General features: G+C 64.7%; 30 protein-coding genes. 26 read left to right on the top strand and 4 right to left on the bottom strand.

Going from position 1 to position 26,050, the window contains the following annotated elements; all coding sequences use genetic code 11:
• The first annotated feature begins 1 nt into the window (after position 1).
• The 20 genes from rplP to SMAL_RS03990 all read left to right on the top strand — a co-directional run bounded on the left by rplP (position 2) and on the right by SMAL_RS03990 (position 10,957).
• On the top strand, positions 2 to 415 hold the full coding sequence (gene rplP / locus SMAL_RS03895) for a 50S ribosomal protein L16 (protein ID WP_004145352.1): 414 nt from the start codon (positions 2 to 4) through the stop codon (positions 413 to 415).
• Positions 415 to 600 (top strand): 50S ribosomal protein L29, encoded by a 186-nt coding sequence (gene rpmC / locus SMAL_RS03900; RefSeq protein WP_004145353.1) that lies wholly within the window; start codon positions 415 to 417, stop codon positions 598 to 600. Before rplP ends, rpmC begins: the two co-directional genes overlap by 1 nt.
• An 11-nt stretch (positions 601 to 611) precedes the next feature.
• The gene (rpsQ, locus tag SMAL_RS03905; RefSeq protein WP_004145355.1) at positions 612 to 881 is read left to right on the top strand and encodes a 30S ribosomal protein S17; all 270 of its coding nucleotides are present in this window, start codon (positions 612 to 614) and stop codon (positions 879 to 881) included.
• Positions 882 to 893: 12 nt separating this feature from the next.
• Positions 894 to 1,262: a 50S ribosomal protein L14 gene (rplN, locus tag SMAL_RS03910; RefSeq protein ID WP_004145357.1), complete on the top strand. Its 369-nt coding sequence runs from the start codon at positions 894 to 896 to the stop codon at positions 1,260 to 1,262.
• Between the two features lie 16 nt (positions 1,263 to 1,278).
• Positions 1,279 to 1,596, top strand: a complete 318-nt coding sequence (rplX, locus tag SMAL_RS03915) for a 50S ribosomal protein L24 (RefSeq protein WP_004145359.1) — start codon at positions 1,279 to 1,281, stop codon at positions 1,594 to 1,596.
• Positions 1,597 to 1,607: 11 nt separating this feature from the next.
• Positions 1,608 to 2,150 carry a 50S ribosomal protein L5 gene (gene rplE, locus SMAL_RS03920; protein ID WP_004145361.1) on the top strand — a complete coding sequence of 181 codons (543 nt, stop codon included), beginning with the start codon at positions 1,608 to 1,610 and terminating at the stop codon, positions 2,148 to 2,150.
• 18 nt (positions 2,151 to 2,168) lie between these two features.
• On the top strand, positions 2,169 to 2,474 hold the full coding sequence (gene rpsN, locus SMAL_RS03925; protein ID WP_004145363.1) for a 30S ribosomal protein S14: 306 nt from the start codon (positions 2,169 to 2,171) through the stop codon (positions 2,472 to 2,474).
• Positions 2,475 to 2,733: 259 nt separating this feature from the next.
• A complete protein-coding gene (rpsH, locus tag SMAL_RS03930) occupies positions 2,734 to 3,132 on the top strand; it encodes a 30S ribosomal protein S8 (RefSeq protein ID WP_004145387.1) in 399 nt (132 codons plus the stop codon).
• A gap of 18 nt (positions 3,133 to 3,150) precedes the next feature.
• A complete protein-coding gene (gene rplF / locus SMAL_RS03935) occupies positions 3,151 to 3,675 on the top strand; it encodes a 50S ribosomal protein L6 (protein ID WP_004145389.1) in 525 nt (174 codons plus the stop codon).
• Positions 3,676 to 3,755: 80 nt separating this feature from the next.
• Positions 3,756 to 4,115: a 50S ribosomal protein L18 gene (gene rplR / locus SMAL_RS03940; RefSeq protein ID WP_174238316.1), complete on the top strand. Its 360-nt coding sequence runs from the start codon at positions 3,756 to 3,758 to the stop codon at positions 4,113 to 4,115.
• Between the two features lie 161 nt (positions 4,116 to 4,276).
• Positions 4,277 to 4,819: a 30S ribosomal protein S5 gene (rpsE, locus tag SMAL_RS03945; protein ID WP_004145411.1), complete on the top strand. Its 543-nt coding sequence runs from the start codon at positions 4,277 to 4,279 to the stop codon at positions 4,817 to 4,819.
• Positions 4,812 to 5,003 carry a 50S ribosomal protein L30 gene (rpmD, locus tag SMAL_RS03950; RefSeq protein WP_004145412.1) on the top strand — a complete coding sequence of 64 codons (192 nt, stop codon included), beginning with the start codon at positions 4,812 to 4,814 and terminating at the stop codon, positions 5,001 to 5,003. Before rpsE ends, rpmD begins: the two co-directional genes overlap by 8 nt.
• A 6-nt stretch (positions 5,004 to 5,009) precedes the next feature.
• A complete protein-coding gene (rplO, locus tag SMAL_RS03955) occupies positions 5,010 to 5,453 on the top strand; it encodes a 50S ribosomal protein L15 (protein WP_004154498.1) in 444 nt (147 codons plus the stop codon).
• Positions 5,454 to 5,460: 7 nt separating this feature from the next.
• Entirely contained in the window at positions 5,461 to 6,828 is a 1,368-nt protein-coding gene (gene secY / locus SMAL_RS03960) for a preprotein translocase subunit SecY (RefSeq protein ID WP_004145436.1), read from the top strand.
• Positions 6,829 to 7,175: 347 nt separating this feature from the next.
• Complete coding sequence (gene rpsM, locus SMAL_RS03965) at positions 7,176 to 7,532, top strand: 30S ribosomal protein S13 (RefSeq protein WP_004145437.1); 357 nt, start codon at positions 7,176 to 7,178, stop codon at positions 7,530 to 7,532.
• An 11-nt stretch (positions 7,533 to 7,543) separates the two neighbouring features.
• On the top strand, positions 7,544 to 7,933 hold the full coding sequence (gene rpsK / locus SMAL_RS03970; RefSeq protein WP_004145443.1) for a 30S ribosomal protein S11: 390 nt from the start codon (positions 7,544 to 7,546) through the stop codon (positions 7,931 to 7,933).
• 15 nt (positions 7,934 to 7,948) lie between these two features.
• Positions 7,949 to 8,578 carry a 30S ribosomal protein S4 gene (gene rpsD / locus SMAL_RS03975; RefSeq protein WP_004145446.1) on the top strand — a complete coding sequence of 210 codons (630 nt, stop codon included), beginning with the start codon at positions 7,949 to 7,951 and terminating at the stop codon, positions 8,576 to 8,578.
• Between the two features lie 55 nt (positions 8,579 to 8,633).
• Entirely contained in the window at positions 8,634 to 9,632 is a 999-nt protein-coding gene (locus SMAL_RS03980; protein ID WP_004145453.1) for a DNA-directed RNA polymerase subunit alpha, read from the top strand.
• Positions 9,633 to 9,829: 197 nt separating this feature from the next.
• Entirely contained in the window at positions 9,830 to 10,213 is a 384-nt protein-coding gene (gene rplQ, locus SMAL_RS03985) for a 50S ribosomal protein L17 (RefSeq protein WP_004145464.1), read from the top strand.
• 237 nt (positions 10,214 to 10,450) lie between these two features.
• Complete coding sequence (locus SMAL_RS03990) at positions 10,451 to 10,957, top strand: disulfide bond formation protein B (RefSeq protein ID WP_004145477.1); 507 nt, start codon at positions 10,451 to 10,453, stop codon at positions 10,955 to 10,957.
• A 105-nt stretch (positions 10,958 to 11,062) separates the two neighbouring features.
• On the opposite strand, the gene SMAL_RS03995 is transcribed toward SMAL_RS03990, so the two are convergent.
• The gene (locus SMAL_RS03995) at positions 11,063 to 13,189 is read right to left on the bottom strand and encodes a TonB-dependent receptor (protein ID WP_012510157.1); all 2,127 of its coding nucleotides are present in this window, start codon (positions 13,187 to 13,189) and stop codon (positions 11,063 to 11,065) included.
• 221 nt (positions 13,190 to 13,410) lie between these two features.
• Between SMAL_RS03995 and SMAL_RS04000 the strand changes: the two genes are divergently transcribed.
• Positions 13,411 to 14,802, top strand: coding sequence for a class II 3-deoxy-7-phosphoheptulonate synthase (locus tag SMAL_RS04000; protein WP_012510158.1), 1,392 nt, complete (start codon positions 13,411 to 13,413; stop codon positions 14,800 to 14,802).
• Between the two features lie 772 nt (positions 14,803 to 15,574).
• Positions 15,575 to 16,762: a mechanosensitive ion channel family protein gene (locus tag SMAL_RS04005; protein ID WP_012510159.1), complete on the top strand. Its 1,188-nt coding sequence runs from the start codon at positions 15,575 to 15,577 to the stop codon at positions 16,760 to 16,762.
• Between the two features lie 76 nt (positions 16,763 to 16,838).
• Here the strand turns inward: SMAL_RS04005 and SMAL_RS04010 are convergent, their stop codons facing one another.
• From SMAL_RS04010 to typA, 3 genes are read right to left on the bottom strand one after another with little or no spacing between them, the layout of a single operon-like run.
• Positions 16,839 to 18,461: an amidase gene (locus SMAL_RS04010; RefSeq protein WP_012510160.1), complete on the bottom strand. Its 1,623-nt coding sequence runs from the start codon at positions 18,459 to 18,461 to the stop codon at positions 16,839 to 16,841.
• Positions 18,462 to 18,502: 41 nt separating this feature from the next.
• Complete coding sequence (locus SMAL_RS04015) at positions 18,503 to 18,970, bottom strand: DUF2127 domain-containing protein (protein WP_012510161.1); 468 nt, start codon at positions 18,968 to 18,970, stop codon at positions 18,503 to 18,505.
• 11 nt (positions 18,971 to 18,981) lie between these two features.
• Positions 18,982 to 20,829 (bottom strand): translational GTPase TypA, encoded by a 1,848-nt coding sequence (typA, locus tag SMAL_RS04020; protein WP_012510162.1) that lies wholly within the window; start codon positions 20,827 to 20,829, stop codon positions 18,982 to 18,984.
• A gap of 239 nt (positions 20,830 to 21,068) precedes the next feature.
• Between typA and SMAL_RS04025 the strand changes: the two genes are divergently transcribed.
• The 4 genes from SMAL_RS04025 to prpE all read left to right on the top strand — a co-directional run bounded on the left by SMAL_RS04025 (position 21,069) and on the right by prpE (position 25,963).
• On the top strand, positions 21,069 to 21,560 hold the full coding sequence (locus SMAL_RS04025) for a peptidylprolyl isomerase (RefSeq protein ID WP_004145509.1): 492 nt from the start codon (positions 21,069 to 21,071) through the stop codon (positions 21,558 to 21,560).
• A 118-nt stretch (positions 21,561 to 21,678) separates the two neighbouring features.
• Complete coding sequence (locus SMAL_RS04030) at positions 21,679 to 22,665, top strand: malate dehydrogenase (protein WP_004145527.1); 987 nt, start codon at positions 21,679 to 21,681, stop codon at positions 22,663 to 22,665.
• A gap of 122 nt (positions 22,666 to 22,787) precedes the next feature.
• Positions 22,788 to 23,402, top strand: coding sequence for an RluA family pseudouridine synthase (locus SMAL_RS04035; protein WP_012510163.1), 615 nt, complete (start codon positions 22,788 to 22,790; stop codon positions 23,400 to 23,402).
• 680 nt (positions 23,403 to 24,082) lie between these two features.
• Positions 24,083 to 25,963: a propionate--CoA ligase gene (prpE, locus tag SMAL_RS04040; RefSeq protein ID WP_012510164.1), complete on the top strand. Its 1,881-nt coding sequence runs from the start codon at positions 24,083 to 24,085 to the stop codon at positions 25,961 to 25,963.
• Positions 25,964 to 26,050 lie beyond the last annotated feature (87 nt).

The raw sequence follows: 26,050 nt of genomic DNA on the forward strand, positions 1-26,050 counted from the left end.
AATGTTGCAACCCAAGCGAACCAAGTACCGCAAGGTACACAAGGGCCGTAACGAAGGCCTGAGCTGGAGCGCCAACGCTGTCAGCTTCGGCGAATACGGCCTGAAGGCAACCGCCCACGGTCAGCTGACCGCGCGTCAGATCGAAGCGGCCCGCCGCTCGATCAGCCGCTACGTGAAGCGCGGCGGCAAGATGTGGATCCGCGTGTTCCCCGACAAGCCCATCACCAAGAAGCCCATCGAAGTTCGAATGGGTTCGGGTAAGGGCAACGTGGAATACTGGGTGGCCCAGATCCAGCCCGGCCGCATGATCTATGAAATCGAGGGTGTTACCGAAGACGTGGCACGCGAGGCATTCCGCCTGGCCGCCGCCAAGCTCTCGGTCACCACCACTTTCGTGACCCGGACGGTGCGCTGATGGAACTCAAAACTCTCCGTGAAAAGTCGGCTGACGAACTCAAGGCCCACCTGATCGACCTGCGTAAGGAACAGTTCTCTGTCCGTATGCAGCAGGTCACCGGCCAGCTGCCGAAGACACACGACATCCGCCGGGTCCGTCGCGAGATTGCTCGCGTCAAGACCCTGCTCGGCAGCACGAAGTAAGGATGGCCGCTATGAGCGACAATACTGAAAACAAGGCGCTGCGCACGGTCGAAGGCCGTGTCGTCAGCAATAAGATGGACAAGACGGTTACCGTCCTGGTTGAGCGTCAGGTCAAGCACGCGCTGTACGGCAAGTACATCAAGCGCTCGACCAAGCTGCACGCCCACGATGCCGACAACGCCTGCAAGGAAGGCGATGTCGTCCGCGTGACCGAGATTGCTCCGATGTCCAAGACCAAGAACTGGCGCGTGGTGGAAGTCATCACGCGTGCGGCTGAATAAGGAGTCTGAATCATGATCCAGATGCAGAGCTACCTTGACGTCGCGGACAATTCGGGTGCCAAGCAGGTGATGTGCTTCAAGGTGCTGGGTGGTTCCAAGCGCCGTTACGCCGGTATCGGCGACATCATCAAGGTCACCGTGAAGGATGCAATTCCGCGCGGCAAGGTCAAGAAGGGTGAAGTGTATGACGCCGTCGTGGTGCGTACCCGCAAGGGTGTGCGTCGCGCCGATGGCTCGCTGATCCGCTTCGACGGCAACGCTGCCGTTCTGCTGAACAGCAAGCAGGAGCCGATCGGTACCCGTATCTTCGGGCCGGTGACGCGTGAACTTCGTTCGGAGAAGTTCATGAAGATCGTCTCGCTCGCTCCCGAAGTGCTGTGAGCGACAGGAGATAATCATGGCTAACCGTATCAAGAAGGGCGACCAGGTTGTCGTCAACGCCGGCAAGGACAAGGGCAAGCAGGGCGAAATCGTCCGCGTCGACGGCGACCGTGTGGTCGTCGCCAACGTGAACATCGTCAAGCGCCACACCAAGCCGAACCCGCAGGCAGGTGTTGCCGGCGGCGTGGTCGAGCGTGAAGCGTCGATCCATATCTCCAACGTGAATGTGCTGAACCCGGCTTCGGGCAAGGGCGAACGCGTTGGCTTCAAGGTGCTGGAGGATGGACGCAAACTGCGTGTGTTCCGCTCCAGCGGTGAGGCGCTCGACGCCTGAGGAATGTGAAGATGACTTCCCGTCTCGAAAAGTTTTACAAGGAAGAAGTGGTGCCGGCGCTGATGAAGCAGTTCGGCTACACCAATCCGATGGAAGTGCCGAAGCTGGTCAAGGTCACCCTGAACATGGGTGTCGGCGAAGCGGCCACCAACAAGAAGATCCTGGAAAACGCCGTCGGCGACATGACCAAGATTTCCGGCCAGAAGCCGGTTGTCACCAAGTCGCGTATCTCGGTTGCGTCGTTCAAGATTCGTGATGGTTGGCCGATCGGCTGCAAGACCACGCTGCGTCGCCACAAGATGTACGAGTTCCTGGACCGCCTGATCAACATCTCGCTGCCGCGCGTGCGCGACTTCCGTGGTGTTTCCGGTCGTTCCTTCGACGGTCGCGGCAACTTCAACATGGGTGTGAAGGAACAGATCATCTTCCCGGAAATCGACTTCGACGCTGTCGACGCGATCCGCGGCATGGATATCGCCATCACCACCACTGCGAAGACCGACGCGGAAGCGAAGGCGCTGCTGGCAGCGTTCAAGTTCCCGTTCCGTAACTGATCCGTCGAGGAAACCGAAATGGCAAAGACCTCCATGGTCAACCGCGACATCAAGCGGAAGAAGCTGGCTGAAAAGTACGCTGTCAAGCGTGCGGCTCTGAAGAAGATCGTGTCCTCGCAGGACGCGACCTACGAAGAGAAGATCGAGGCCGCCACCAAGCTGTCGAAGCTGCCGCGCGATTCGTCGCCGAGCCGCCACCGCAGCCGCTGCGAACTGTCTGGCCGCCCGCGTGGCGTGTACAGCAAGTTCGGCCTGGGTCGCAACAAGCTGCGCGAAGCCACCATGCGTGGCGACGTTCCGGGCCTGCGCAAGGCCAGCTGGTAATCCCAGCCGGCCCTGCGTTCAGGAGCCCCCTCCGGGGCTCCTGAACCGGGCAGGGGAGGCGTTCAGCTTTCCCTCTGCGAAAAAACCCGAAGAGCCCGACGCAAGTCGGGCTCTTTTGGCGTATACTCCCGCGTCTTGCCCTGTGCAAACGGGGATGTAGGAGTGGGCTTCCGGCTCACTGCATGAAGGGACCTGGCCCGTTTCCAGGAGACAACAGATTTTCGCGAAAGCGGATATCGGTGCACTCAAAGGTACTCATATGAGCATGACTGATCCCATCGCCGACCTGCTGGTCCGCATCAAGAATGCGGCCGCGGTTGGCAAGCAGACGGTGAAAGCCCCGTCGTCCAAGATCAAGGTTGCGATCGCCCAGGTCCTGAAGGACGAGGGTTACATCACCGACCTGCGCGTTACCGCGCTCGAGAACAACAAGTCCGAGCTGGAAATCGTGCTGAAGTATTTCGAAGGCAAGCCGGTCATCGCGACCCTGAAGCGCTTCTCGCGTTCGGGCCTGCGCCAGTACCGCGGCAAGAGCGAGCTGCCGAAGGTCATGAACGGCCTGGGTATCTCCATCATTTCCACCTCCAAGGGCATCATGACTGATGCGCAGGCGCGCCAGCTGGGCGTCGGCGGCGAAGTCCTGTGCTTCGTGGCCTAAGGCGAAAGGAGTAGAACTATGTCCCGCGTAGCCAAGAAGCCGATCGACCTGGGTAAGGTTGAACTGAACGTCCAGAACGACAACGTCACCGCCAAGGGCCCGAAGGGCACCCTGTCGCTGGCCAAGCCGGCTGGTATTGCCATCAACGTCGAGAACGGCGTTGCCACCCTGAGCACCGAAAGCGTCGATCTGATCCCGCTGACCGGTACCGTCCGCGCCATCCTGTCCAACATGGTCAAGGGTGTTTCCGAAGGCTTCGAGCGCAAGCTGGAGCTGGTCGGCGTGGGTTACCGTGCCGCCATGCAGGGCAAGGACCTCAGCCTGTCGCTGGGCTTCTCGCACCCGATCGTGTTCGTGGCGCCGGAAGGCATCACCATCACCACCCCGACCCAGACCGAAATCCTGGTGCAGGGCGCTGACAAGCAGGTCGTCGGTGAAGTCGCCGCCAAGATCCGTGCGTTCCGCAAGCCGGAACCGTACAAGGGCAAGGGCGTGAAGTACTCCGACGAAGTCATCATCCGTAAGGAAGCCAAGAAGGCGTAAGTGCGAGTCCCTCGCAAGAGCCCGCACATCCCTGTGCGGACTCCTCAGGGAAAAGCCCATCCTTCAGCTTTCAAGGAATAATCAAAATGAACAAGAACATCGCCCGCCTGCGTCGCGCCAAGTCGACCCGCGCCCACATCCGTGAGCTCGGTGTCGCCCGCCTGTCGGTGCTGCGCACCGGTCAGCACCTGTACGCCCAGGTCTTCACCGCCGACGGCTCCAAGGTGCTGGCTGCTGCCAACACCACCCAGGCCGACATCAAGGACGGCCTGAAGAACGGCAAGAACGCTGATGCTGCTGCCAAGGTTGGCCGTATCGTTGCCGAGCGCGCCAAGGCCGCCGGCGTCGAGAAGGTTGCCTTCGATCGTTCGGGCTACCGCTACCACGGCCGCATCAAGGCCCTGGCAGAAGCCGCCCGCGAAGCCGGCCTGCAGTTCTAAGGGACAAGGGCAGGGGACCTCTGGTCTCCTGCCCGCCTGCTCGCCAGCCTGAGTGAGGCTGGACGGCGCCGCTCTTCTGCAGCGGCCCACCGGGTCAACGCGTCACTCCACAACCATAAGCGGCCTCGAGCCGTACATACCCAAACAACCAAGGAATCAAGATGGCAGAAGAACGTCAGCAGCGGGGTCGCGATCGCGACCGTAACCGCGAAGAGAAAGTCGACGACGGCATGATCGAAAAGCTGGTCGCGGTCAACCGCGTCAGCAAGACCGTCAAGGGTGGCCGCCAGTTCACCTTCACCGCCCTGACTGTTGTCGGCGACGGCGAAGGCAAGGTCGGTTTCGGTTATGGCAAGGCCCGCGAAGTGCCGGTCGCCATCCAGAAGTCGATGGAACAGGCTCGCAAGAACCTGGTCAGCGTTGACCTGAACAACGGCACCCTGTGGCACACCATCAAGGATGGTCACGGCGCAGCCCGCGTGTTCATGCAGCCGGCTTCCGAAGGTACCGGCGTCATCGCCGGCGGTGCCATGCGCGCCGTGCTGGAAGCGGTTGGCGTGAAGAACGTGCTGGCCAAGGCCACCGGTTCGCGCAACCCGATCAACCTGGTGCGTGCCACCGTGAAGGGCCTGTCTGCTGCGCAGTCGCCGGCTCGCATCGCGGCCAAGCGCGGCAAGAAGGTGGAGGAACTCAACCATGGCTAATGAGTCCAACAAGACTGTGAAGGTGCGCCTGGTGCGTGGCCTGCGTGGTGCTCAGTCGCGTCACCGCCTGTCGGTGCGTGCTCTGGGCCTGAACAAGCTGAACGATGTGCGTGAACTGAAGGACAGCCCGCAGGTTCGCGGCCTGATCAACACCGTTCACTACCTCGTCAAGGTTGAGGAGTAATCGATCATGACTCTGCGTCTCAATGAACTGAGCCCGGCACCGGGCGCCCGCACCGAGCGCACCCGCGTCGGTCGCGGTATCGGCTCGGGCCTGGGCAAGACTGCCGGCCGCGGCCACAAGGGTTCGTTCGCCCGTAAGGGTGGCGGCAAGATCAAGGCTGGCTTCGAAGGCGGCCAGACCCCCATGCAGCGTCGTCTGCCGAAGATCGGCTTCCGTTCGCCGATCGCCAAGGACACCGCTGAAGTGCTGCTGTACGCGCTGGACAAGCTGCCGGCCGGTGAGATCGACTTCGCCGCCCTGCGTGCTGCCAAGCTGGTCCCGAGCACTGCAAAGAAGGCCAAGGTCGTCGTCAAGGGCGAAGTGACCAAGGCGTTCACCCTGAAGGGTATCGCTGCCACGGCTGGTGCCAAGGCTGCGATCGAAGCTGCCGGCGGCAGCGTAACGGAGTAAGAGAATCATGGCGCAAGCTGGCATCGGTAACCTCGCGGGCGGAATGGGCAAGTTCACTGAACTTCGCCAACGTTTGCTGTTCGTCGTCGGGGCTTTGATCGTCTATCGCATCGGCTGCTATGTGCCGGTGCCGGGCGTCAATCCCGATGCCATGCTTGCCATGATGCAACAGCAGGGCGGCGGCATCGTGGACATGTTCAACATGTTCTCGGGCGGCGCCCTGCACCGTTTCAGCATCTTCGCGCTGAACGTGATGCCGTACATCTCGGCATCGATCGTGATGCAGCTGGCCGTGCACATCTTCCCCGCCCTGAAGGCGATGCAGAAGGAAGGTGAGTCCGGTCGCCGCAAGATCACCCAGTATTCGCGCATCGGCGCCGTGCTGCTGGCAGTGGTGCAGGGCGGTTCGATCGCGCTGGCCCTGCAGGGCCAGGTCTCGCCGTCGGGCGCTCCGGTCGTGTACGCACCGGGCATGGGCTTCGTGCTCACCGCCGTGGTCGCGCTGACCGCCGGCACCATGTTCCTGATGTGGGTCGGTGAGCAGGTCACCGAGCGCGGCATCGGCAACGGCGTGTCGCTGATCATCTTCGCCGGTATCGTGGCCGGCCTCCCGGGTGCGGTCATCCACACCTTCGACGCCTACCGCGACGGCAATATCCAGTTCATCCAGCTGCTGCTGATCGCCATCGTCGTGCTGGCCTTCACCTTCTTCGTGGTGTTCGTCGAGCGTGGCCAGCGCCGGATCACGGTGAACTACGCGCGCCGCCAGGGCGGTCGCAACGCGTACATGAACCAGACCTCGTTCCTGCCGCTGAAGCTCAACATGGCCGGCGTCATCCCGGCGATCTTCGCCTCGAGCCTGCTGGCCTTCCCGGCCACCCTGGCGATGTGGTCCGGCCAGGCTGCGAACCAGAGCAGCACCGGCCAGATCCTGCAGAAGGTGGCCAACGCCCTCGGTCCGGGCGAGCCGCTGCACATGATCGTGTTCGCCGCGCTGATCACCGGTTTCGCGTTCTTCTACACCGCGCTGGTGTTCAACTCGCAGGAAACCGCCGACAACCTGAAGAAGTCGGGTGCGCTGATTCCGGGCATTCGTCCGGGCAAGGCCACTGCTGATTACATCGATGGCGTGCTGACCCGCCTGACCGCGGCCGGCTCGGCCTACCTGGTGATCGTCTGCCTGCTGCCGGAACTGATGCGCACGCAGCTGAACGCCTCGTTCTACTTCGGCGGTACTTCGCTGCTGATCGTGGTGGTGGTGGTGATGGACTTCATCGCCCAGGTGCAGGCGCACCTGATGTCGCACCAGTACGAGAGCCTGCTGAAGAAGGCCAACCTGAAGGGCGGCAACCGCGGCGGCTTTGCCCGCGGCTGATAGGCCTGTTATACTTTCGTCTTCCTGACGTGATGGTCCCTCCGCTTCGCGGACTCCGGCCACACAAACGAAGGGCGGCCCCCGCAGCGGTTCCGGGTGGGGGTGTGATGAGGTGGTCCCGCGCTGGAGTAGCGCGGGCGACCCCGGGGGAAACCCCAGGATCAACCCCATCCGGCGCCGGAGCCTGGGCACACTCCCCAGGCCGGGTTCATGAAACCAATGGTTTCACGGGCTTCCATGTAAACCGGAACCTTGTTAGTATCGCTAGTTCACTTTTTTGATCCATCCTGCCGGATTGGCGTGCCCGAGGCGCGCTGTCGGCCATCACTCAGCTGGAGAACCGCGTCATGGCGCGTATTGCAGGCGTCAACCTGCCAGCCCAGAAGCACGTCTGGGTCGGGTTGCAAAGCATTTACGGCATCGGCCGTACCCGTTCGAAGAAGGTCTGCGAAGTCGCAGGCGTTGCTTCGACCACCAAGATCCGCGACCTGTCGGAGCCGGAAATCGAGCGCCTGCGCGCCGAAGTCGGCAAGTACATCGTGGAAGGCGATCTGCGCCGTGAAATCGGCATCGCGATCAAGCGCCTGATGGACCTGGGCTGCTACCGCGGCCTGCGTCACCGTCGCGGCCTGCCGCTGCGTGGCCAGCGCACCCGTACCAACGCCCGCACCCGCAAGGGCCCGCGCAAGGCGATCAGGAAGTAAGGGACCTATAAATGGCTAAGCCCGCTGCTAAAACCAAGAAGAAGATCAAGCGCGTCGTCACCGACGGCGTCGCCCACGTCCACGCTTCGTTCAACAACACCATCGTGACCATCACCGACCGCCAGGGCAACGCTCTGTCGTGGGCGACCTCCGGTGGCGCTGGCTTCCGCGGTTCGCGCAAGTCGACCCCGTTCGCTGCCCAGGTGGCTGCCGAAAAGGCCGGTCGTGCTGCGCTGGACTACGGCGTGAAGTCGCTGGAAGTCCGCATCAAGGGTCCGGGTCCGGGCCGTGAGTCGGCCGTGCGTTCGTTGAACAACGTCGGCTACAAGATCACCAACATCATCGACGTGACGCCCATCCCGCACAACGGGTGCCGTCCGCCGAAGAAGCGTCGCGTCTAAAGGGAGCGATAAGAAATGGCTCGTTATATCGGTCCTACCTGTAAGCTCGCCCGTCGCGAAGGCGCCGACCTGTCCCTGAAGAGCCCGGCGCGTGCGCTGGACTCCAAGTGCAAGCTGGAGCAGAAGCCCGGCCAGCACGGCGCCACTGCCCGTAAGGGCAAGCTGTCCGACTACGCCACCCAGCTGCGTGAAAAGCAGAAGGTCAAGCGTATCTACGGCCTGCTGGAGCGTCAGTTCCGCAACTACTACAAGAAGGCCTCGACCAAGAAGGGCAACACCGGCGAGAACCTCCTGCAGCTGCTGGAAACCCGCCTGGACAACGTCGTCTACCGCATGGGCTTCGCCGTGACCCGTCCGGCTGCCCGTCAGCTGGTGTCGCACCGCGGCGTCACCGTGAATGGCAAGTCGGTCAACCTGGCTTCGTACCAGGTCAAGGCTGGCGACGCCATCGCCCTGTCTGAAAAGGCTGCCAAGCAGCTGCGCGTCCAGGAAGCCCTGACCGTCGCCGCCCAGCATGACCTGAGCCCGTCGTGGGTTGAAGTGGATTCCGGTAAGTTCACCGGCATCTTCAAGGCTGTTCCGGATCGTTCGGATCTGCCTGCGGACATCAACGAAGCGCTGATCGTCGAGCTGTATTCGAAGTAATTCACATTGGAGAGCCCCCGGCGACGGCCGGGGGTTCACTAGGAGAACCCGCAACATGACGGTTACCGCCAACCAGGTTCTGCGTCCTCGCGGTCCGCAGATCGAACGCCTTACCGACACCCGTGCAAAGGTCGTTATCGAACCTTTGGAGCGGGGTTACGGGCATACGCTGGGTAATGCCCTGCGTCGCGTGCTGCTGTCGTCCATCCCGGGCTTCGCCATCACGGAAGTCGAAATCGACGGCGTGTTGCATGAGTACACCACGGTCGAAGGTCTGCAGGAGGACGTGCTGGAAGTCCTGCTGAACCTGAAGGACGTGGCCATCCGTATGCACTCCGGCGACAGCGCCACCCTGTCCCTGTCCAAGCAGGGCCCGGGCGTTGTCACCGCTGCCGATATCAAGGTCGACCACAATGTGGAGATCCTGAACGGCGACCATGTCATCTGCCACCTGACCAAGGACACGGCAGTCAACATGCGTCTGAAGATCGAACGTGGTTTCGGCTACCAGCCGGCTGCCGCGCGTCGTCGTCCGGACGAAGAAACCCGTGCCATCGGCCGTCTGGTCCTGGATGCCTCGTTCTCGCCGGTCCGCCGCGTCGCCTATGCCGTGGAAGCGGCCCGCGTCGAGCAGCGTACCGACCTGGACAAGCTGGTCATCGATATCGAGACCAACGGCACCATCGATGCCGAGGAAGCCGTGCGCACCGCCGCCGACATCCTCAGCGACCAGCTGTCGGTGTTCGGTGACTTCACCCACCGCGACCGCGGTGCGGCCAAGCCGGCCAACAACGGCGTGGATCCGGTGCTGCTGCGCCCGATCGACGATCTGGAGCTGACCGTGCGTTCGGCGAACTGCCTGAAGGCCGAAAGCATCTACTACATCGGCGATCTGATCCAGAAGACCGAAGTGGAGCTGCTGAAGACCCCGAACCTGGGCAAGAAGTCGCTCACCGAGATCAAGGAAGTGCTGGCCCAGCGTGGCCTGTCACTCGGCATGAAGCTGGAGAACTGGCCGCCGGCCGGCGTCGCCAGCCACGGCATGCTGGGCTGATATCGCCTTTCTGCAAGACCGCATGGCCCCGTCGGCAACGGCGGGGCCATTGCACCCAGGCAACACCGCCACGACGAACGAAGGTTCGCGGGCAGGTCGTCCAGGATGGATGGCCAGGACCAACCGCAGTCCGCGCAGCAACGCCATGAAGGCGACAACGATCCGCACAGCCACATCATTAACCAAGGAATATCACCATGCGTCACCAGAAGTCTGGCCGTAAGTTCAGCCGCACCAGCGCCCACCGCGAAGCGATGTTCAAGAACATGGCCGCCTCGCTGTTCAAGCACGAGCTGATCAAGACCACCCTGCCGAAGGCCAAGGAACTGCGCCGCGTTGCCGAGCCGCTGATCACCCTGGCCAAGGTCGACTCCGTCGCCAACCGCCGTCTGGCCTTCGCCCGTCTGCGCGACAACGAAGCCGTGGGCAACCTGTTCACCATCCTGGGCCCGCGCTACGCGAACCGTCCGGGCGGCTACCTGCGCCTGCTGAAGTGCGGCTTCCGCGCCGGCGACAACGCGCCGATGGCCTACGTCGAGCTGGTTGACCGTCCGGTCGTGGCCGAGGCAGTGGCCGAGTAATCGGACCGCTCCAACGCGACACAGCGAAAGCCCGGCCTCTGCCGGGCTTTTGCGTTCTGGTAGCGCCGGGCCATGCCCGGCGTTTCCGTTTCCGTTTCCGCTGCGCTCGCCGGGCATGGCCCGGCGCTACCTGCAGCTGGCGCTGACCCACACCGTTCCGACAGGCGTCACCCGCAGCGGTTCGAATGGCGCGCACTCTCGGTTACGCTTGGCGCCTGATCCATTTGAGCGTTGACGATGAATCCACTGCGCTGGCCGTTCCGCGCCCAGTTCTTCCTGGGCTTCCTGATCTGCGCGGGCCTGCTTGGCTACGCGATCTTCCTGCAGCTGAAAATGGGCCTGGAGCCGTGTCCGTTGTGCATCTTCCAGCGCCTGGCGTTCGCCGCGCTCGGCCTGCTGTTCCTGATCGGTGCACTGCACGGGCCGTCCAACCGCCCGGGCCGGGCCACTTACGGTGTGCTTGCTTTCATTGCCGCAGCCGTGGGTGTTGGCATCGCCGCGCGCCACGTCTACGTGCAGATGCTGCCGCCGGAAATGGGCGCCACCTGTGGTCCGCCGCTGGCCTTCCTGAGCGAGACCATGGGGCCGCTGGAAGTGTTCCGCACGGTGCTGACCGGTACCGGCAACTGCGGCAACATCGACTGGACCTTCCTGGGCCTGACCATGCCGATGTGGTCGGGCGTGTGGTTCCTGCTGCTGGCGCTGTGGGCGCTGGTGGTGTCGTTGCGCAAGGTCAAGCGCTGAAAGCGAAATGGGGTCGGATCCCTTTGCATCGCAAAGGGCTCTGACCCCATTCCCGGTGCGGGGTCAGAGCCCTTTCCTGCGGAAAGGGATCCGACCCCTGTCTCCTCAGAAGTCCTGCTGCAGGCTCAGGTAAGCGCCGCGGCGCGGTCCCCACTGCGGTGCGAAGACGCCGACACCGCCGCCATCGCGCAGCTGGTAGCTGCGGTCCAGCGCGTTGATCACCGCCAGCTGTACGTGCAGCGGATGGCCGCTGTTGGCATTGAAGTCATGTCCTGCACTGAGGTTCACCTGCAGGTACGACGGCAGCTCTCCACCGTTGGGGACGCCCTCGACATCCGATCGCAACCCGCTGCCGAACACGTAGTTGGCCCCGATCCGGTTGTGGCCGGCGAAGGCGTAGCTGAAGCCGCCTGATGAGGTCAGCTTCTGGTCGTGGTCCAGGTGGATCCAGTGGTCGGCCACGTAGGCCAGCGCCTCGGGATCAAGGTTGTACTGGCCGGTGATGACGTCGGTGCCGATGGCCTTGTTCAGGGCGGCATTGACGTAGGCGCTGAACGGGCCGTTGCTGTAGTCGGCACTGAACTCCAGGCCACGGATGTGGCCGCGGCGGTAGTTGAACGTCGAATAGATGTACGCGGCGCCGAACTGGCCTTCGTCCTGCAGGCGTGAGACGCGGCGATCATAGGCATCCAGGCCCAGGGTCAGGTGCTCACCCAGCTGCTGCGAGACGCCGATGTCGTAGTAGTCGCTGCGTTCGGCCAGCGCTGTACTGTTGCCGGCGTTGGACTGCTGGTTGCTGGTGCCGTCGTACAGGGCGATGTCGCTGCTGGCGATCAGTTCGCTGGCCGGTGGCGTGAAGTAGCGTGAGTAGCCCGCGTGCACGGTAGTGCTGTCGCTGGCATTCCAGACCACGCCCACGCGCGGGCTGAGCTGGCCCTCGGTGTGGCCAAAGGCCTTGTAGCGGTCGCCACGCAGCCCGTAGTTCACGGTCCAGTCGTCGCCGATCTTCCATTCGTCCTGCACGTACAGCGCCAGCGTGCTGGCGTGGAACGCGCTGCGATCGGGAATCAGCTGTGGCGTGGTGCTGGACTGCTGGCCGTCGGCGCCGACCGGAAACACCCAGCTGTCGTTGCTGGCCTGCGCGTTCTCGTAGTTGCCGTACAGGCCGTAGCGCAGCGTGTGGTCGTTGCCCAGCGGCGTGGAGAAGTCTGCCTGCAGGGTGTTGGCGCGGTTGCTGCGCTGGACCTGGGAGGCGACGCCGCTGAACACCAGGTCGCCGATCACGTCGGGATTGAACGCCACATCGCTGTAGCGCTGCCCGGCCGAGAGCTGGTAGGCAGTGCTGCCCAGCGTGCCCTGCAGCACCAGCATGCCGAAGCGGGTGGTCTCGCGTTGGGTCTCATCCAGCTGGCTGGAGTCGAAGGTGGTGGTGTCCAGGTAGCCGAACTGTGGCGTCTGCCCGGAGTTGACCGGGATCTGGAAGCGGTTGTTGGCGAAGCCGGCGAACACGCTCAGGCGGGTGTTCTCGTTGACCAGGTAGGTGAGGTCGGCGAACGCCTTGCCCTGGTGGGTGTCGTCGTGGAGCGGCCTGCGTGAGTTGGTCGGGTTCTCCAGGCCGACCTCGTTCTGGTCGTAGTTGCCGGTCAGGAACCAGCTCCAGCGGCCCTGGTTGCCCCACCACGAGGCATTCGGATTGACCTTGCCGAATGAGCCGGCGGTCAGGCCAGCGCTGCCGCCGTTGCCGAGCTCGGCACCGCTGCGGGTGGTGATGTCGACCACCGCAGCAGTACGCTCACCAAACTGCGCCGGCAGCGCGCCGTCCATCAGGCGGATGCTCTTGATGGTGCGCGCGTCCAGGGTCTGGCCGAAGCCGGAGATCGATTCGGGCAGCAGCACGCCGTTGATGCGGTACTGCAGGTTGGCGTGGTCGCCGCGTACGTGCACGCCGCCGTAAGAGTCCTGGACCACGCCCGGCGCCTGCAGCAGCACCTGGCTGAGCGGCGCAGAGGCGCCCAGCGGCTGCTTCTGGATGTCATCGGCGGTGATCTGGTACTGGCTGCTGCCGATGTCCGGCGACAGCGCGTTGCGGGCCTGATCGAGCTGGGCACTGACGGTGACCGTATCCAGGTCCTTGACCGTGGTTCTGCCGTCATCGGTGGTGGCCGCGAAGGCGGGCAGGCTGGCCAGGGCCAGGGCGAAGGTGATGCCGGTAGCGAGGGGCGAGGGCTTCATGATGGGAAGAGTGATGGCAGGGCGTGGAAGGGGCCGTTCCGTGACGTGTGAGTGTTACTCCGTAACAAATCATGCGCCCGCCCCAGGCGGCTGACCATGCTGGATCTGGCCGCTCGCTTCGGCCTTTCCCTTCCGTTCAGCAGGGCGGCCCGGGAGCGCCGGCCCTTTGCGGCAGCGGCTGGCGATGCGACCATGACCGCCCCCCATCCCGGAAGTCTGCAATGAGCCTGTCCGCCGTTCCGCCCGTCCCCGAACCCGCTGCGACCGCCGCTGGCGCTGCCTGGTCGCCGGAGAGCTGGCGTGGCAAGACCGCGCTGCAGATGCCGACCTATCCCGATCCGGTGGCGCTGGACGCCGCCCTGCACGAGCTGAAGCGACTGCCGCCGCTGGTCACGTCGTGGGAAATCCTGGCGCTGAAGCAGCAGCTGGCCGAGGCCCAGGAAGGCAAGCGCTTCCTGCTACAGGGCGGTGACTGCGCGGAGAATTTCAGCGACTGCGAATCAGGCACCATTTCCAACCGGTTGAAAGTGCTGCTGCAGATGAGCCTGGTACTGGTGCACGGCCTGCGCCAGCCGGTGATCCGCGTTGGGCGCTTTGCCGGCCAGTACGCCAAGCCGCGTTCGGCCGATACCGAAACCCGTGACGGCGTAACCCTGCCCAGCTACCGCGGTGATGTCATCAACGCGCCGGCCTTCACCGAAGCGGCACGGCTGCCGGATCCGAAGCGGATGCTGCAGGCCCACGCGCACTCGGCGATGACCATGAACTTCGTGCGTGCGCTGATTGACGGTGGTTTCGCCGACCTGCACCACCCCGAGTACTGGAACCTGGAATGGGTGAGCCATTCGCCGTTGGCCGCCGACTACCAGAAGATGGTGGCCTCGATCGGCGATGCGGTGCATTTCATGGAGACCCTGGCCGGGGCCCGCGTGCACAACCTCAACCGCATCGATTTCTACACCTCGCATGAAGCGCTGCTGTTGCCCTACGAGCAGGCGTTGACCCGGCAGGTGCCGCGCCAGCAGGGCTGGTTGAACCTGAGCACGCACTACCCGTGGATCGGCATGCGCACGGCCGCGCTCGACGGCGCGCACGTGGAGTACCTGCGTGGCGTGCGCAACCCGATTGCGATCAAGGTCGGCCCGTCGGTGACGCCGGACCAGCTGCTGCGCCTGATCGATGTGCTCAATCCGCATGACGAGCCGGGCCGCCTGAGCTTCATCCATCGCATGGGTGCCGCGCAGATCGCCGAGAAGCTGCCGCCGCTGCTGGACGCGGTCAAGCGCGATGGCCGCCGCGTGCTGTGGGTGTGCGATGCGATGCATGGCAATACCGAAAGCACCGCCAATGGTTTCAAGACGCGCCGCTTCGACAACGTGCGTGGCGAAGTGGAGATGTCGTTCGATCTGCATGCGGCCGCAGGCACGCGCCTGGGCGGCGTGCACCTGGAACTGACCGGCGAAGACGTGACCGAGTGCACCGGTGGCGCGCGTGAGCTGACCGAACGTGACCTGGAGCGCGCCTACCGTTCGACGGTGGACCCGCGGTTGAACTACGAGCAGTCGCTGGAAATCGCGATGGCGATCGTGCGCAAGCAGGAACAGGTTCGGTAAGGGTTTTTCGGCAGGGCTTGCAGCCCTGCACCTGCGGTAGTGCCGGCCGCTGGCCGGCAACCTCAACAGCAACGGCAGAAGCGGGTATTCCGTGGGTTGGCGGGGCGGTGTCGGAGTGCGGCGACGCCGCAAGTACGTCCCTGTAGGCTCGGTCGCCGCTTGCTCGTGTGCGCTGTCCTGCGCACACGGCAAGACCAGGGTTGGGCATCCTGCCCAACCCGCCCGAGGCATGCCTCGGGCCCATGCGGCTGACACCCCGCACTCCGACACCGCCCCACCTTCGACAGTTCCCCGCCGCTGTAGGTGGGGGCCGACCGTTGGTCGGCACATCTGTCAGATATCGAATGAATTCATCCACGCATGGCGTGGATCTACTGGCAACTGCGGCTATCGGTACGTGTGGCTGTTGGTAGGTGTCGACCTTGGTCGACACGATTTTTCTGTCAGATATCGAATTTCATCAGGGGTCAGAGCCCGTTACGCATCAACGGGATCCGACCCTGTGCCGTACCGTCAGATCGCGGGAAACTGTCGAAGGCGGGGTGGGTCCGGTTGCGGGGGCGTGAGCCGCATGGATGCGGCGACCGAGCTTACATGGACGTACTTGCAGCGCCCCCCGCAACCGGACCCACCCCGCCATCCCACGGAATGCCCGCTTCTGCTGTTGCTGTTTAGATTGTCGGCCAGCGGCCGGCACTACAGCAGGTGCAGGGCTGCAAGCCCTGCCGACCAACACCCTTCTTACGAACGGCTGACGTGACGCTCATGCGCCATGCGCGAGGCTGTCCGTTCGGCTGTTCGAGTGGAGGTGGCAACGGTGCACTGGGAAAGCGCACAGGCGTACGCATGGCCGTTGGGAGTGGCAGCATTGGTGGGTGGCATCGGCGCGTGGTTGATCCTGTGGATCTACCATCGGCTGAAAGGGCGTGATCGCCGGCGTGCGCGCATCGGGCGTGTGCTGGGATTACCGCTGGCCACCGCATGGCCGTTGCTGCTGTTGATTCCTGCGCTGCAGGCCACGCCGCTGCAGGATCCGGCCCTGGGCAACCTGCAGCACATGCTGCACATCGCGCTGACCGCGTGTTTCATCTGGTTGCTGGTACGCGCGGTGGCGGCGGGCGAGCGCGCGATCCTGCGCAGCCATCCAATCGATGTCTCCGACAACCTGGAGGCGCGCCGCATCCAGACCCAGACCCGGGTGCTCAGCCGCGTACTGATGGGCGCCATCATCGTGCTGGGCGCGTCGCTGGTACTGCTGACGTTCCCGATGGTGCAGAAGATCGGTACCGCGCTGCTGGCATCGGCAGGCCTGATCGGCCTGGTGGCCGGTATCGCGGCCAAGCCGGTGTTCGGCAACCTGATCGCTGGCCTGCAGATTGCGGTGACGCAGCCGATCCGGCTGGATGACGTGGTGATCGTCGAAGGCGAGTGGGGCCGTATCGAGGAGATCGGCAGCAGCTACGTCGTGGTCCGCATCTGGGATGAGCGACGCATGGTGGTGCCGCTGACCTGGTTCATCGAGAACCCGTTCCAGAACTGGACGCGGCGCAGCGCCGATCTGCTCGGCACGGCGTTCCTGTGGCTGGACTACCGCGCCCCGATCACGGCGATCCGCACCGAGCTGGAGCGCATCTGCCGTGGTGAGGCGCTGTGGGATGGCCGGGTCTGCGTGACCCAGGTGACCGAAACCAGCGAACGCGCAATCCAGGTGCGCCTGCTGGTCAGCGCACGCAGTTCCGGTGATGCCTTCGACCTGCGCTGCCTGGTACGCGAGCGGATGCTGGATTTCCTGGCGCGCGAGCATCCGCAGTCGTTGCCGCAGGTGCGTGCGCGCGTGCAGCACGAAGACGAACTGGACATGCCGCGAGGACCTCGCGCGCGCACCGCGGATGTACGGTCGCCGGGTGCGGAGGATGGAGAGGCAGCGATCGTGCCGGTGGAGCCGGAACCCGAACGGTAGCGCCGGGCCATGCCCGGCGAGCGCAGCGGCGTCGCTCTATCCGCCGGGCATGGCCCGGCGCTACCTGGGGGGCCGATCAAGGTTCGCCAGCGTCGATCAGCGCATCGGTATCAAAGTGCGGCGGTCGTCGTGCGCGGGTGCGCTGTTCGTAGGCGTAGGCCATCTCGATCAGCTTCGGTTCGCTCCAGGCGGTGCCCATGAACAGCAGGCCGACCGGCAGGCCGTCGATCTGCCCCATTGGCACGCTGAGGCTGGGATAGCCGGCCACGGCGGCAACGCTGTAGCTCTCGCCGGGGAAGTCGTCGCCGTCACTGCGGATCGGCCAGGCTACACCCGTGGTCGGTGCCACCAGCGCATCAAGCTGATGGGCGGCGAGGGCGGCATCGATGCCTTCCGGGCCGGCCAGGCGGCGCGCATCGGTGCGCGCGCGGATGTAGGCGGGATCGGCCAGGCCGGCAGTCGCATCGGCCTCCACCAGCAGTTCCTGGCCGAACAGGCCCAGTTCCTGCTTGCTGTGTGCCTGGTTGAAGGCGATCAGTTCGGCCAGGCTGCGCAGCGGTGCGCGATGGGTGCTGAGGTAGCGCTCCAGGCCGGCCTTGAACTCGTACAGCAGCACGCTGCGTTCGGCCTCGGCCCAGACGCCCTGGTTGGGCAGTTCCACCGGCACCACCACCGCGCCGGCGCGGCGCAGCTCGGTGGCGGCCTGTTCGATCAGTGGCGGCATGCCGCGGTACTTCAGCAGGGGCGTCTGCAGCAGGCCGATGCGCTTGCCGCGCAGGCCCTGCGGGTCCAGGCGCGCGGTGTAGTCGTAGACCGCGCGGCCGGGCATGGTTGCGGTGGCTGGGTCGGCGTCATCGCGGCCGGCAATGGCGGTCAGCACGGCGGCGGCATCGGCGACGCTGCGCGTCATCGGCCCGGCGGTGTCCTGGCTGAAGGAAATCGGGATGATGCCGTCGCGGCTGACCAGGCCGACCGTCGGCTTCAGGCCGACCACGCCATTGACCGCGGCCGGGCAGACGATGCTGCCGTCGGTCTCGGTGCCGATCGCCACGCTGGCCAGGTTGGCGGCTACGGCGACTGCGCTGCCGCTGCTGGAGCCGCAGGGCGAATGGCTGAGGCGATAGGGATTGCGGGTCTGGCCGCCGCGCGCGCTCCATCCGGACACCGAATCATTGCCGCGGAAATTGGCCCATTCGCTGAGGTTGGTCTTGCCCAGCACCACGGCACCGGCCTCGCGCAGGCGGCGTACCAGGTAGGCGTCGTCCGGGCGGAAGCCCTGCAGCGCCAGCGAGCCGGCCGTGGTGGCCATCGGCGCGGCGTTGATGTTGTCCTTCAGCACGATCGGGATGCCGTGCAGCGGGCCACGCAGGCGGCCGTCACGACGTTCGCGGTCGCGCTCGGCGGCTTCCTTCAGTGCATCCGGGTTGAGTTCGATCACCGCGCGCAGGCGGGGACCGGCACGGTCCAGTGCGGCGATGCGCTGCAGGTAGGCCTGGGTCAGGGTGGTGCTGTCCAGTTCACCGGCGGTCATCCGCGCCTGCAGGTCGGCGACATCGGTTTCGGCGTAGGGGAACGGCACGTTGCGGCTGGCAGGTTCGGCGGCGTGGGCGCTGGGCGTGGCCGGGCTGCAGGCAGCGACAAGCAGCGCAGGCAGCGCAGCGAGCAGGCAGATCAGGAGGGGCGGCAAGGACGGGCGCATGGGGCGGCTTGGTCGGCTCCAATCCCCAGTGTAGCCGCTGCTCAGCGGCGGCGCTTGCGCAGGTCGCGGGCCAGCACGTAGACCACGATCAGGTTGATCGCCAGGATCGTCCACGAGGGCCAGCCAGGGTGGCGGATGATCGCGAAGATATCGAACGGCAGGTACAGCGAAGCGGTCAGGCAGCCCAGCCAGGAGGCCCAGGCCTTGGCACGCCACAGGCCCCAGGCTTCGACCAGGTGCAGCAGGCCGTAACCGATCATCCCCGCCGCGGCCAGGTGCACCGCGTCGGGGCTGATCATGTGCAGCAGCGAGGGCAGGGTGCCATGGTCCGGATCCAAGCTGAAGCGCCGGATCAGGGCCATGATGCCGTGCCGCAGCGGCTGCGGTCCGAGCACTTCCAGCCCGGTGGCGGCCAACAGCGCCAGCATCGCCTTGCTCGCTTCGAGCAAGGCGATGACGTGCAGACCCGGATGCCGGTGTGGATCCGGGTTGTAGCCGCTCTGGTTCACGGGGTGCTGGCTCAGCCGCCGCGCGAAGCCTTCTTGCGGTCGCTTTCGGTCAGGAACTTCTTGCGCAGGCGGATCTCCTTCGGGGTGATCTCGACCAGCTCGTCGTCTTCGATGAAGTCCAGGGCCTGCTCCAGCGAGTACTTGATCGCCGGGGTCAGCTGGATCGCATCGTCCTTGCCCGAAGCGCGCATGTTGGTCAGCGGCTTGGTCTTGATCGCGTTGACGGTCAGGTCGTTGTCCTTGGAGTGGATACCGACCAGCTGACCTTCATACACGTTGTCGCCTTCAGCAGCGAACAGCTTGCCGCGCTCCTGCAGCGGGCCCAGCGAGTAGGCCGGCGTGGCGCCCGGTGCATTGGCGATCATCACGCCGTTGATGCGCTTGGCGATCGCGCCCTGCTCCTTCGGACCGTAGTGGTCGAAGACATGGAACAGCAGGCCCGAACCCTGGGTGAGGGTCTTGAACTCGTTCTGGAAACCGATCAGGCCACGGGCCGGGATCTGGTACTCAAGGCGCACGCGGCCCTTGCCGTCCGATTCCATGTTCTTCAGCTGGCCCTTGCGGGTGCCCAGCTTTTCCATCACGCCGCCCTGGTGGATTTCTTCGATGTCCACCACCAGCTGCTCGATCGGCTCCATGGCCTGGCCGTCGATCTGCTTGATGATCACTTCCGGGCGCGACACGGCCAGCTCGTAGCCTTCACGACGCATGTTCTCGATCAGCACCGACAGGTGCAGCTCGCCACGGCCGGAGACCAGGAACTTGTCGGCGTCTTCCAGCTGTTCAACCTTCAACGCGACGTTGTGGACCTTTTCACGGTCCAGGCGGTCCTTGATCTGGCGGCTGGTCAGGAACTTGCCACCGGACAGGTCCTTGTTGCCGGCGAACGGCGAGTTGTTGACCTGGAAGGTCATCGAGATGGTCGGCTCGTCGACGGTCAGTGCCGGCAGCGCTTCCGGGGTGTCCGGGGCGCACAGGGTGTCGGAGATGGTCAGCTCCTGGATGCCCGAGATGGCGACGATGTCACCGGCCTCGGCCGAATCCTGCTCGATGCGCTCCAGGCCCAGGAAGCCCAGCACCTGCAGCACCTTGCCGTTGCGCTTCTTGCCTTCACGGTCGATGACCGCGACCTGCATGTTCTTCTTCAGGGTGCCGCGCTGGATGCGGCCGATGCCGATCACGCCCACGAAGTTGTTGTAGTCCAGCTGGCTGATGCGCATCTGGAACGGGCCTTCCGGATCGACTTCCGGCTTCGGCGCGTGCTGCATGATCGCTTCGTACAGCGGGGTCATGTCGCCGTCGCGCACGGTGTCTTCCAGGCCAGCGTAGCCGTTCAGGGCCGAGGCGTAGACGATCGGGAAGTCGAGCTGCTCATTGGTGGCGCCGAGCTTGTCGAACAGGTCGAACACCTGGTCGATCACCCACTCCGGACGCGAGCCCGGGCGGTCGACCTTGTTGACCACGACGATCGGCTTGAAGCCCATCGCGAAGGCCTTCTGGGTGACGAAGCGGGTCTGCGGCATGGGGCCGTCCATCGCGTCGACGAGGATCAGCACGGTGTCGACCATCGACAGCACGCGCTCGACCTCACCACCGAAGTCGGCGTGTCCGGGGGTGTCGACGATGTTGATCCGGTTCTTGATACCGGTCTTCTTGTCTTCCCAGGTGATGGCCGTGTTCTTGGCCAGGATGGTGATGCCGCGTTCCTTTTCCTGGTCGTTGCTGTCCATCACGCGCTCGGCGAGGACGGTACGCTCGGACAGGGTGCCGGACTGCTTCAGCAGCTGGTCGACCAGGGTGGTCTTGCCATGGTCGACGTGGGCGACGATGGCGATGTTGCGAAGATTTTCGATGGACATACGAAAGGGGGCCAGTCGGCGCCGGATTTGGAAAAAGAAGTCCAACATTATACGTCGAAGTTGACGATTGGCGAAAACCTCCATTTCACACCGCCCGGGTGCCCCGTTCAGCTACCCGTCCAGGGCCCACCGTCCGGGTGCTGAAGACCCCGCCTGCACCGATGGTCGAAGGCGCCCATACGGCAGGGGAGGTGTATCCTTATGGGGCTGATTACACACCCCGCATCCCAAGGATCTTCATGTCCCTCATCGCCACTTTCGACACCACCCAGGGCCCGATCAAGGTCGAGCTGTTCGCTGACAAGGCGCCGCTGACCGTGGCCAACTTCGTGAACCTGGTCAAGCACGGCTTCTATGACGGCCTGATCTTCCACCGCGTGATCGCCGACTTCATGATCCAGGGCGGCTGCCCCAAGGGTCAGGGCACCGGTGGCCCGGGCTACAAGTTCGAAGACGAGAAGAATGGTGTGAAGCACCAGGTCGGCTCGCTGTCGATGGCCAATGCCGGTCCGAACACCAACGGCAGCCAGTTCTTCATCACCCACATCAAGACCGATTGGCTGGATGGCAAGCACACCGTGTTCGGCCAGGTGCTGGACGGCCAGGCCATCGTCGATTCGGTCAAGCAGGGCGATGTGATCCATTCGATCACCCTGGAAGGCGATACCGACGCCGTGCTGGCCGCCCAGGCCGAGCGCGTGGCGGAGTGGAACAAGCTCCTCGCCGCCTGATTTCCCTTCGAAACGGCCACCCTCGGGTGGCCGTTTCCCTGTTCCCCGCCGCCCGCCCGGCCTGCGTGGCCACGCCCGCGGCGTCCCATCAAACGCTTGCAAGCAAGAGGAAACCCCCATGAAAGCACCCGTTCGTGTTGCCGTGACCGGCGCCGCCGGCCAGATCGGTTATGCCCTGCTGTTCCGCATCGCCTCCGGCGAAATGCTGGGCAAGGACCAGCCGGTCATCCTGCAGCTGCTGGAACTGCCGGTCGACAAGGCCCAGGCCGCCCTGAAGGGCGTGATGATGGAACTGGAAGACTGCGCCTTCCCGCTGCTGGCCGGCATGGTCGGCACCGACGACGCCGAAGTGGCCTTCAAGGACGCCGACATCGCCCTGCTGGTCGGCGCGCGTCCGCGCGGCCCGGGCATGGAGCGCAAGGACCTGCTGCTGGAAAACGCCAAGATCTTCACCGCTCAGGGCGCGGCGCTGAACAAGGTCGCCAGCCGTGACGTGAAGGTGCTGGTGGTCGGCAACCCGGCCAACACCAACGCCTACATCGCGATGAAGTCGGCCCCGGACCTGAAGCCGGAGAACTTCACCGCCATGCTGCGCCTGGACCACAACCGCGCCCTGAGCCAGCTGTCGGCCAAGCTCGGCAAGCCGGTCGGTGGCATGGAGAAGCTGGTCGTGTGGGGCAACCACAGCCCGACGATGTACCCGGACTACCGTTTCGCCACCGCCGATGGTGCGTCGATCGCCGATGCGATCAACGACCAGGAGTGGAACGCCAACACCTTCATCCCGACCGTCGGCAAGCGCGGCGCGGCGATCATCGAAGCCCGTGGCTCGTCCTCGGCGGCTTCGGCGGCCAACGCAGCCATCGACCACGTGCGTGACTGGGTGCTGGGCAGCAACGGCAAGTGGGTCACCATGGGCGTGCCGTCCGACGGTTCCTATGGCATTCCGGAAGGCGTGATCTTCGGCTTCGCGGTGACCACCGAGAACGGCAAGTACACCCTGGTCAAGGATCTGCCGGTCGACGACTTCAGCCAGAAGTACATCGACAAGACCCTGGCCGAGCTGGAAGAAGAGCGCTCCGGCGTCGCCCACCTGCTGGGTTGAGGCAGGCGGTACCGGCGCGAGCCGGTACGTCTTCCATCAAGGTAGGTACCGACCGCTGGTCGGTACGCAGAAAACGGGGAGGCTTCGGCTTCCCCGTTTTCATTTGGAGTTCCTGGAACCGCATGATCCACCTGCATTACATCGACGACGCGCTGCTGGTGGCCGAGAAGCCGGCCGGCCTGCTGTCCGTGCCCGGCCGCAGCGCCGAGAACCAGGACTGCGTGGTCGCGCGCCTGCAGGCGCGGTACCCGGATGCGTTGACCGTGCACCGCCTGGACCAGGTGACCTCGGGTCTGCTGCTGCATGCGCGTGGCAAGGACATGCAGGCAGCGTTGTCGATGCAGTTCGAGCAGCGCCAGGTTGGCAAGCGTTATGAAGCGATCGTGGAGGGGCTGCTTGAAGGCGATGCCGGCGAAGTGGATCTGCCGTTGATCGTGGACTGGCCGAACCGGCCGAAGCAGATGGTCGACCACGAACGCGGCAAGCCGGCGCTGACGCGCTGGCGCGTAATGGCGCGTGATGTTGAAGCGCAGCGCACGCGCGTGGCGTTGGAACCGATCACTGGCCGCAGCCATCAGCTGCGCCTGCACATGGCCAGTCTCGGCCATCCCATCGTTGGTGACGTGCTGTATGGCGCAGCACCGGCGCAGCGCGTGCACCTGCATGCGCGCAGCCTGCAGTTCACCCACCCGGTGACGGGCGAGGCGCTCGCGTTCGAGTCCGCGACTCCGTTTTAGGGGTTCGGCAGGGCTTGCAGCCCTGCACCTGCCGAAGCTTTCAAGCAACGGCAACGTCAAAAACCAAAGCGGCATTCCGTGGGATGGCGGGGCACTGTGGGTGTGCGGGGACGCCGTAAACCCGTCCATGGGGGCTTGGTCGCGGCATCCATGCCGCTCACACCCCGCAAACCCACAGTGCCCCGCCTCTGACAGATTCCCGCGGCTGTTGGTAACTGCGGCCGTTGTTCCGCGCGGCTGTTGGTAGGTGTCGACCTTGGTCGACACCATTTTTCTTTCAGATATCGAATGAATCATCCACGCATGGCGTGGATCTACCGTGTCGACCAAGGTCGACACCTACCAGAGCAGTCGACCAAGGTCGACACCCCTCAGGGCAATACGCCGTTCCGACAGATCGCGGCCAACTGTCGAAGGCGGGGTGGGTCCGGTTGCGGGAGTGTCCGCGGCATGGATGCCGCGGCCAAGCCCCCATGGATGGGTTTACGGCGTCTCCCGCAACCGGACCCACCCCGCCATCCCTCAGGAAACCAGCTTCTGCTGTTGCTTAGGCTTTGGCCTCTGCAGGTGCAGGGCTGCAAGCCCTGCAGAACAAACCCACCCCCTACCAAGGTAGGGCGGCCCGCGCGCCAGCGCCGGACTATCCTCGAACCCATGACTTTGTCTGGGAGGGCTGCGTCATGAACTACGAGGAAACCTACCGTCGCTCGATCGACGAGCCGGAGGCCTTCTGGGGCGAGGAAGCCAAGCGCATCCATTGGCACAAACCGCCGCAGCAGGTGCTCGACTACAGCAACCCGCCGTTCCGGCGCTGGTTCGTCGGCGGCGAAACCAATCTCTGCTACAACGCGGTCGACCGCCACCTGGCTGAGCGCGCCGACCAGCTGGCGTTGGTCGCCATCTCCACCGAAACCAACAGCACCCGCGAGATCACCTATCGCCAGCTGTATCGCGAAGTGAACGACTTCGCCGCCGTGCTCAAGCACCTCGGTGTCGGCCACGGTGACCGCGTGGTGATCTACATGCCGAACATGGCCGAAGCCGTGTTCGCGATGCTCGCCTGCGCGCGCATCGGTGCGGTGCACTCGGTGGTGTTCGGCGGCTTCGCCGCGCACAACCTGGCGCTGCGCATCGACGATGCCAAGCCCAAACTGCTGATCGCCGCCGATGCCGGCATGCGCGGCGGCAAGCTGATTCCGTACAAGGCGATGGTCGACGCGGCCTGCGCAGAGGCCAGTAATCCGCCGCCACATGTGTTGATCGTGTCGCGTGGGTTGGACCCGGCCGAGCCCCGTGTGGCGGGGCGCGATGTGGAATACGCCACCCTGCGTGCGCAGATCGGCGAAACCGATGTGCCGGTGCAGTGGCTGGAATCAAGCGAGCCGAGCTACCTGCTGTACACCTCCGGCACCACCGGCAAGCCGAAGGGCGTGCAACGCGATGTCGGCGGCTATGCGGTGGCGATGGCGCAGTCGATGGAGACCGTGTTCGACTGCCGGCCAGGGCAGGTGATGTTCTCCACCTCCGATGTCGGCTGGGCGGTCGGCCATTCCTACAACGTGTACGGCCCGCTGATCGGCGGCTGCACCTCGCTGCTCTACGAAGGGCTGCCGACCAACCCGGACCCGGGCATCTGGTGGGCGCTGTGCGAGCAGTACAACGTGCGCACGATGTTCTCGTCGCCCACCGCCATCCGCGTGCTGAAGAAGCACGACGCGGACTTCATCCATCGCCACGACCTGGGCGCGCTGAAGTACCTGTTCCTGGCCGGCGAGCCGCTGGACGAGCCGACCGCGCACTGGATCAGTGAAGCGCTCGGCAAGCCGATCATCGACAATTACTGGCAGACCGAAACCGGCTGGCCGGCGCTGACCCTGCTGCCGGGCCTGGAGATGAAGCCGGTGCGGTTCGGTTCGCCGGGCTTCCCCAACCTCGGTTACCGGATGAAGGTGATCGACGAGAACACCGGCGAGGAAGTCGCAGCGGGGCAGAAGGGCGTGCTGGTGATGACCCCTCCATTGCCGCCGGGCTGCATGAGCACGGTGTGGAACGACGACAGCCGTTTCCTGCAGAGCTACTTCAGCCACTTCAAGGAACTGCTGTACAGCTCGCTGGACTGGGCGATCCGCGACGATGATGGCTACACCTTCATCCTCGGTCGCACCGATGATGTGATCAACGTGGCCGGGCACCGCCTGGGTACGCGCGAGATTGAAGAAGCCATCTCCAGCCATCCGCGCGTGGCCGAGGCTGCCGTGATCGGGGTCAAGGATGAACTGAAGGGGCAGGTGCCGCTGGTGTTCGTCACCCTCAAGCAGGGGCTCGATGGCGAGGATCCGGCGCCGGTGGTGGCCGAGATGATGGCCACGGTGACCGCATCGCTCGGTGCGGTTGCGCGCCCGGCGCACGTGCACGTGGTCAACGCGTTGCCCAAGACCCGCTCGGGCAAGCTGCTGCGGCGTTCGCTGCAGGCGCTGGCCGAGCAGCGTGACCCGGGCGACCTGTCGACGCTGGATGATCCCAGCGCGCTGGAGGAGATCCGCCGCGCGCTGGGCCGCTGATCTGGTAGTGCCGGCCGCTGGCCGGCAACCTCGGGATTGATGGGATTGCCGGCCAGCGGCCGGCACTACCCTCTGTGTCCAGCACTT

It is taken from the genome of Stenotrophomonas maltophilia R551-3, assembly GCF_000020665.1.
GTDB lineage: Bacteria > Pseudomonadota > Gammaproteobacteria > Xanthomonadales > Xanthomonadaceae > Stenotrophomonas > Stenotrophomonas maltophilia_L.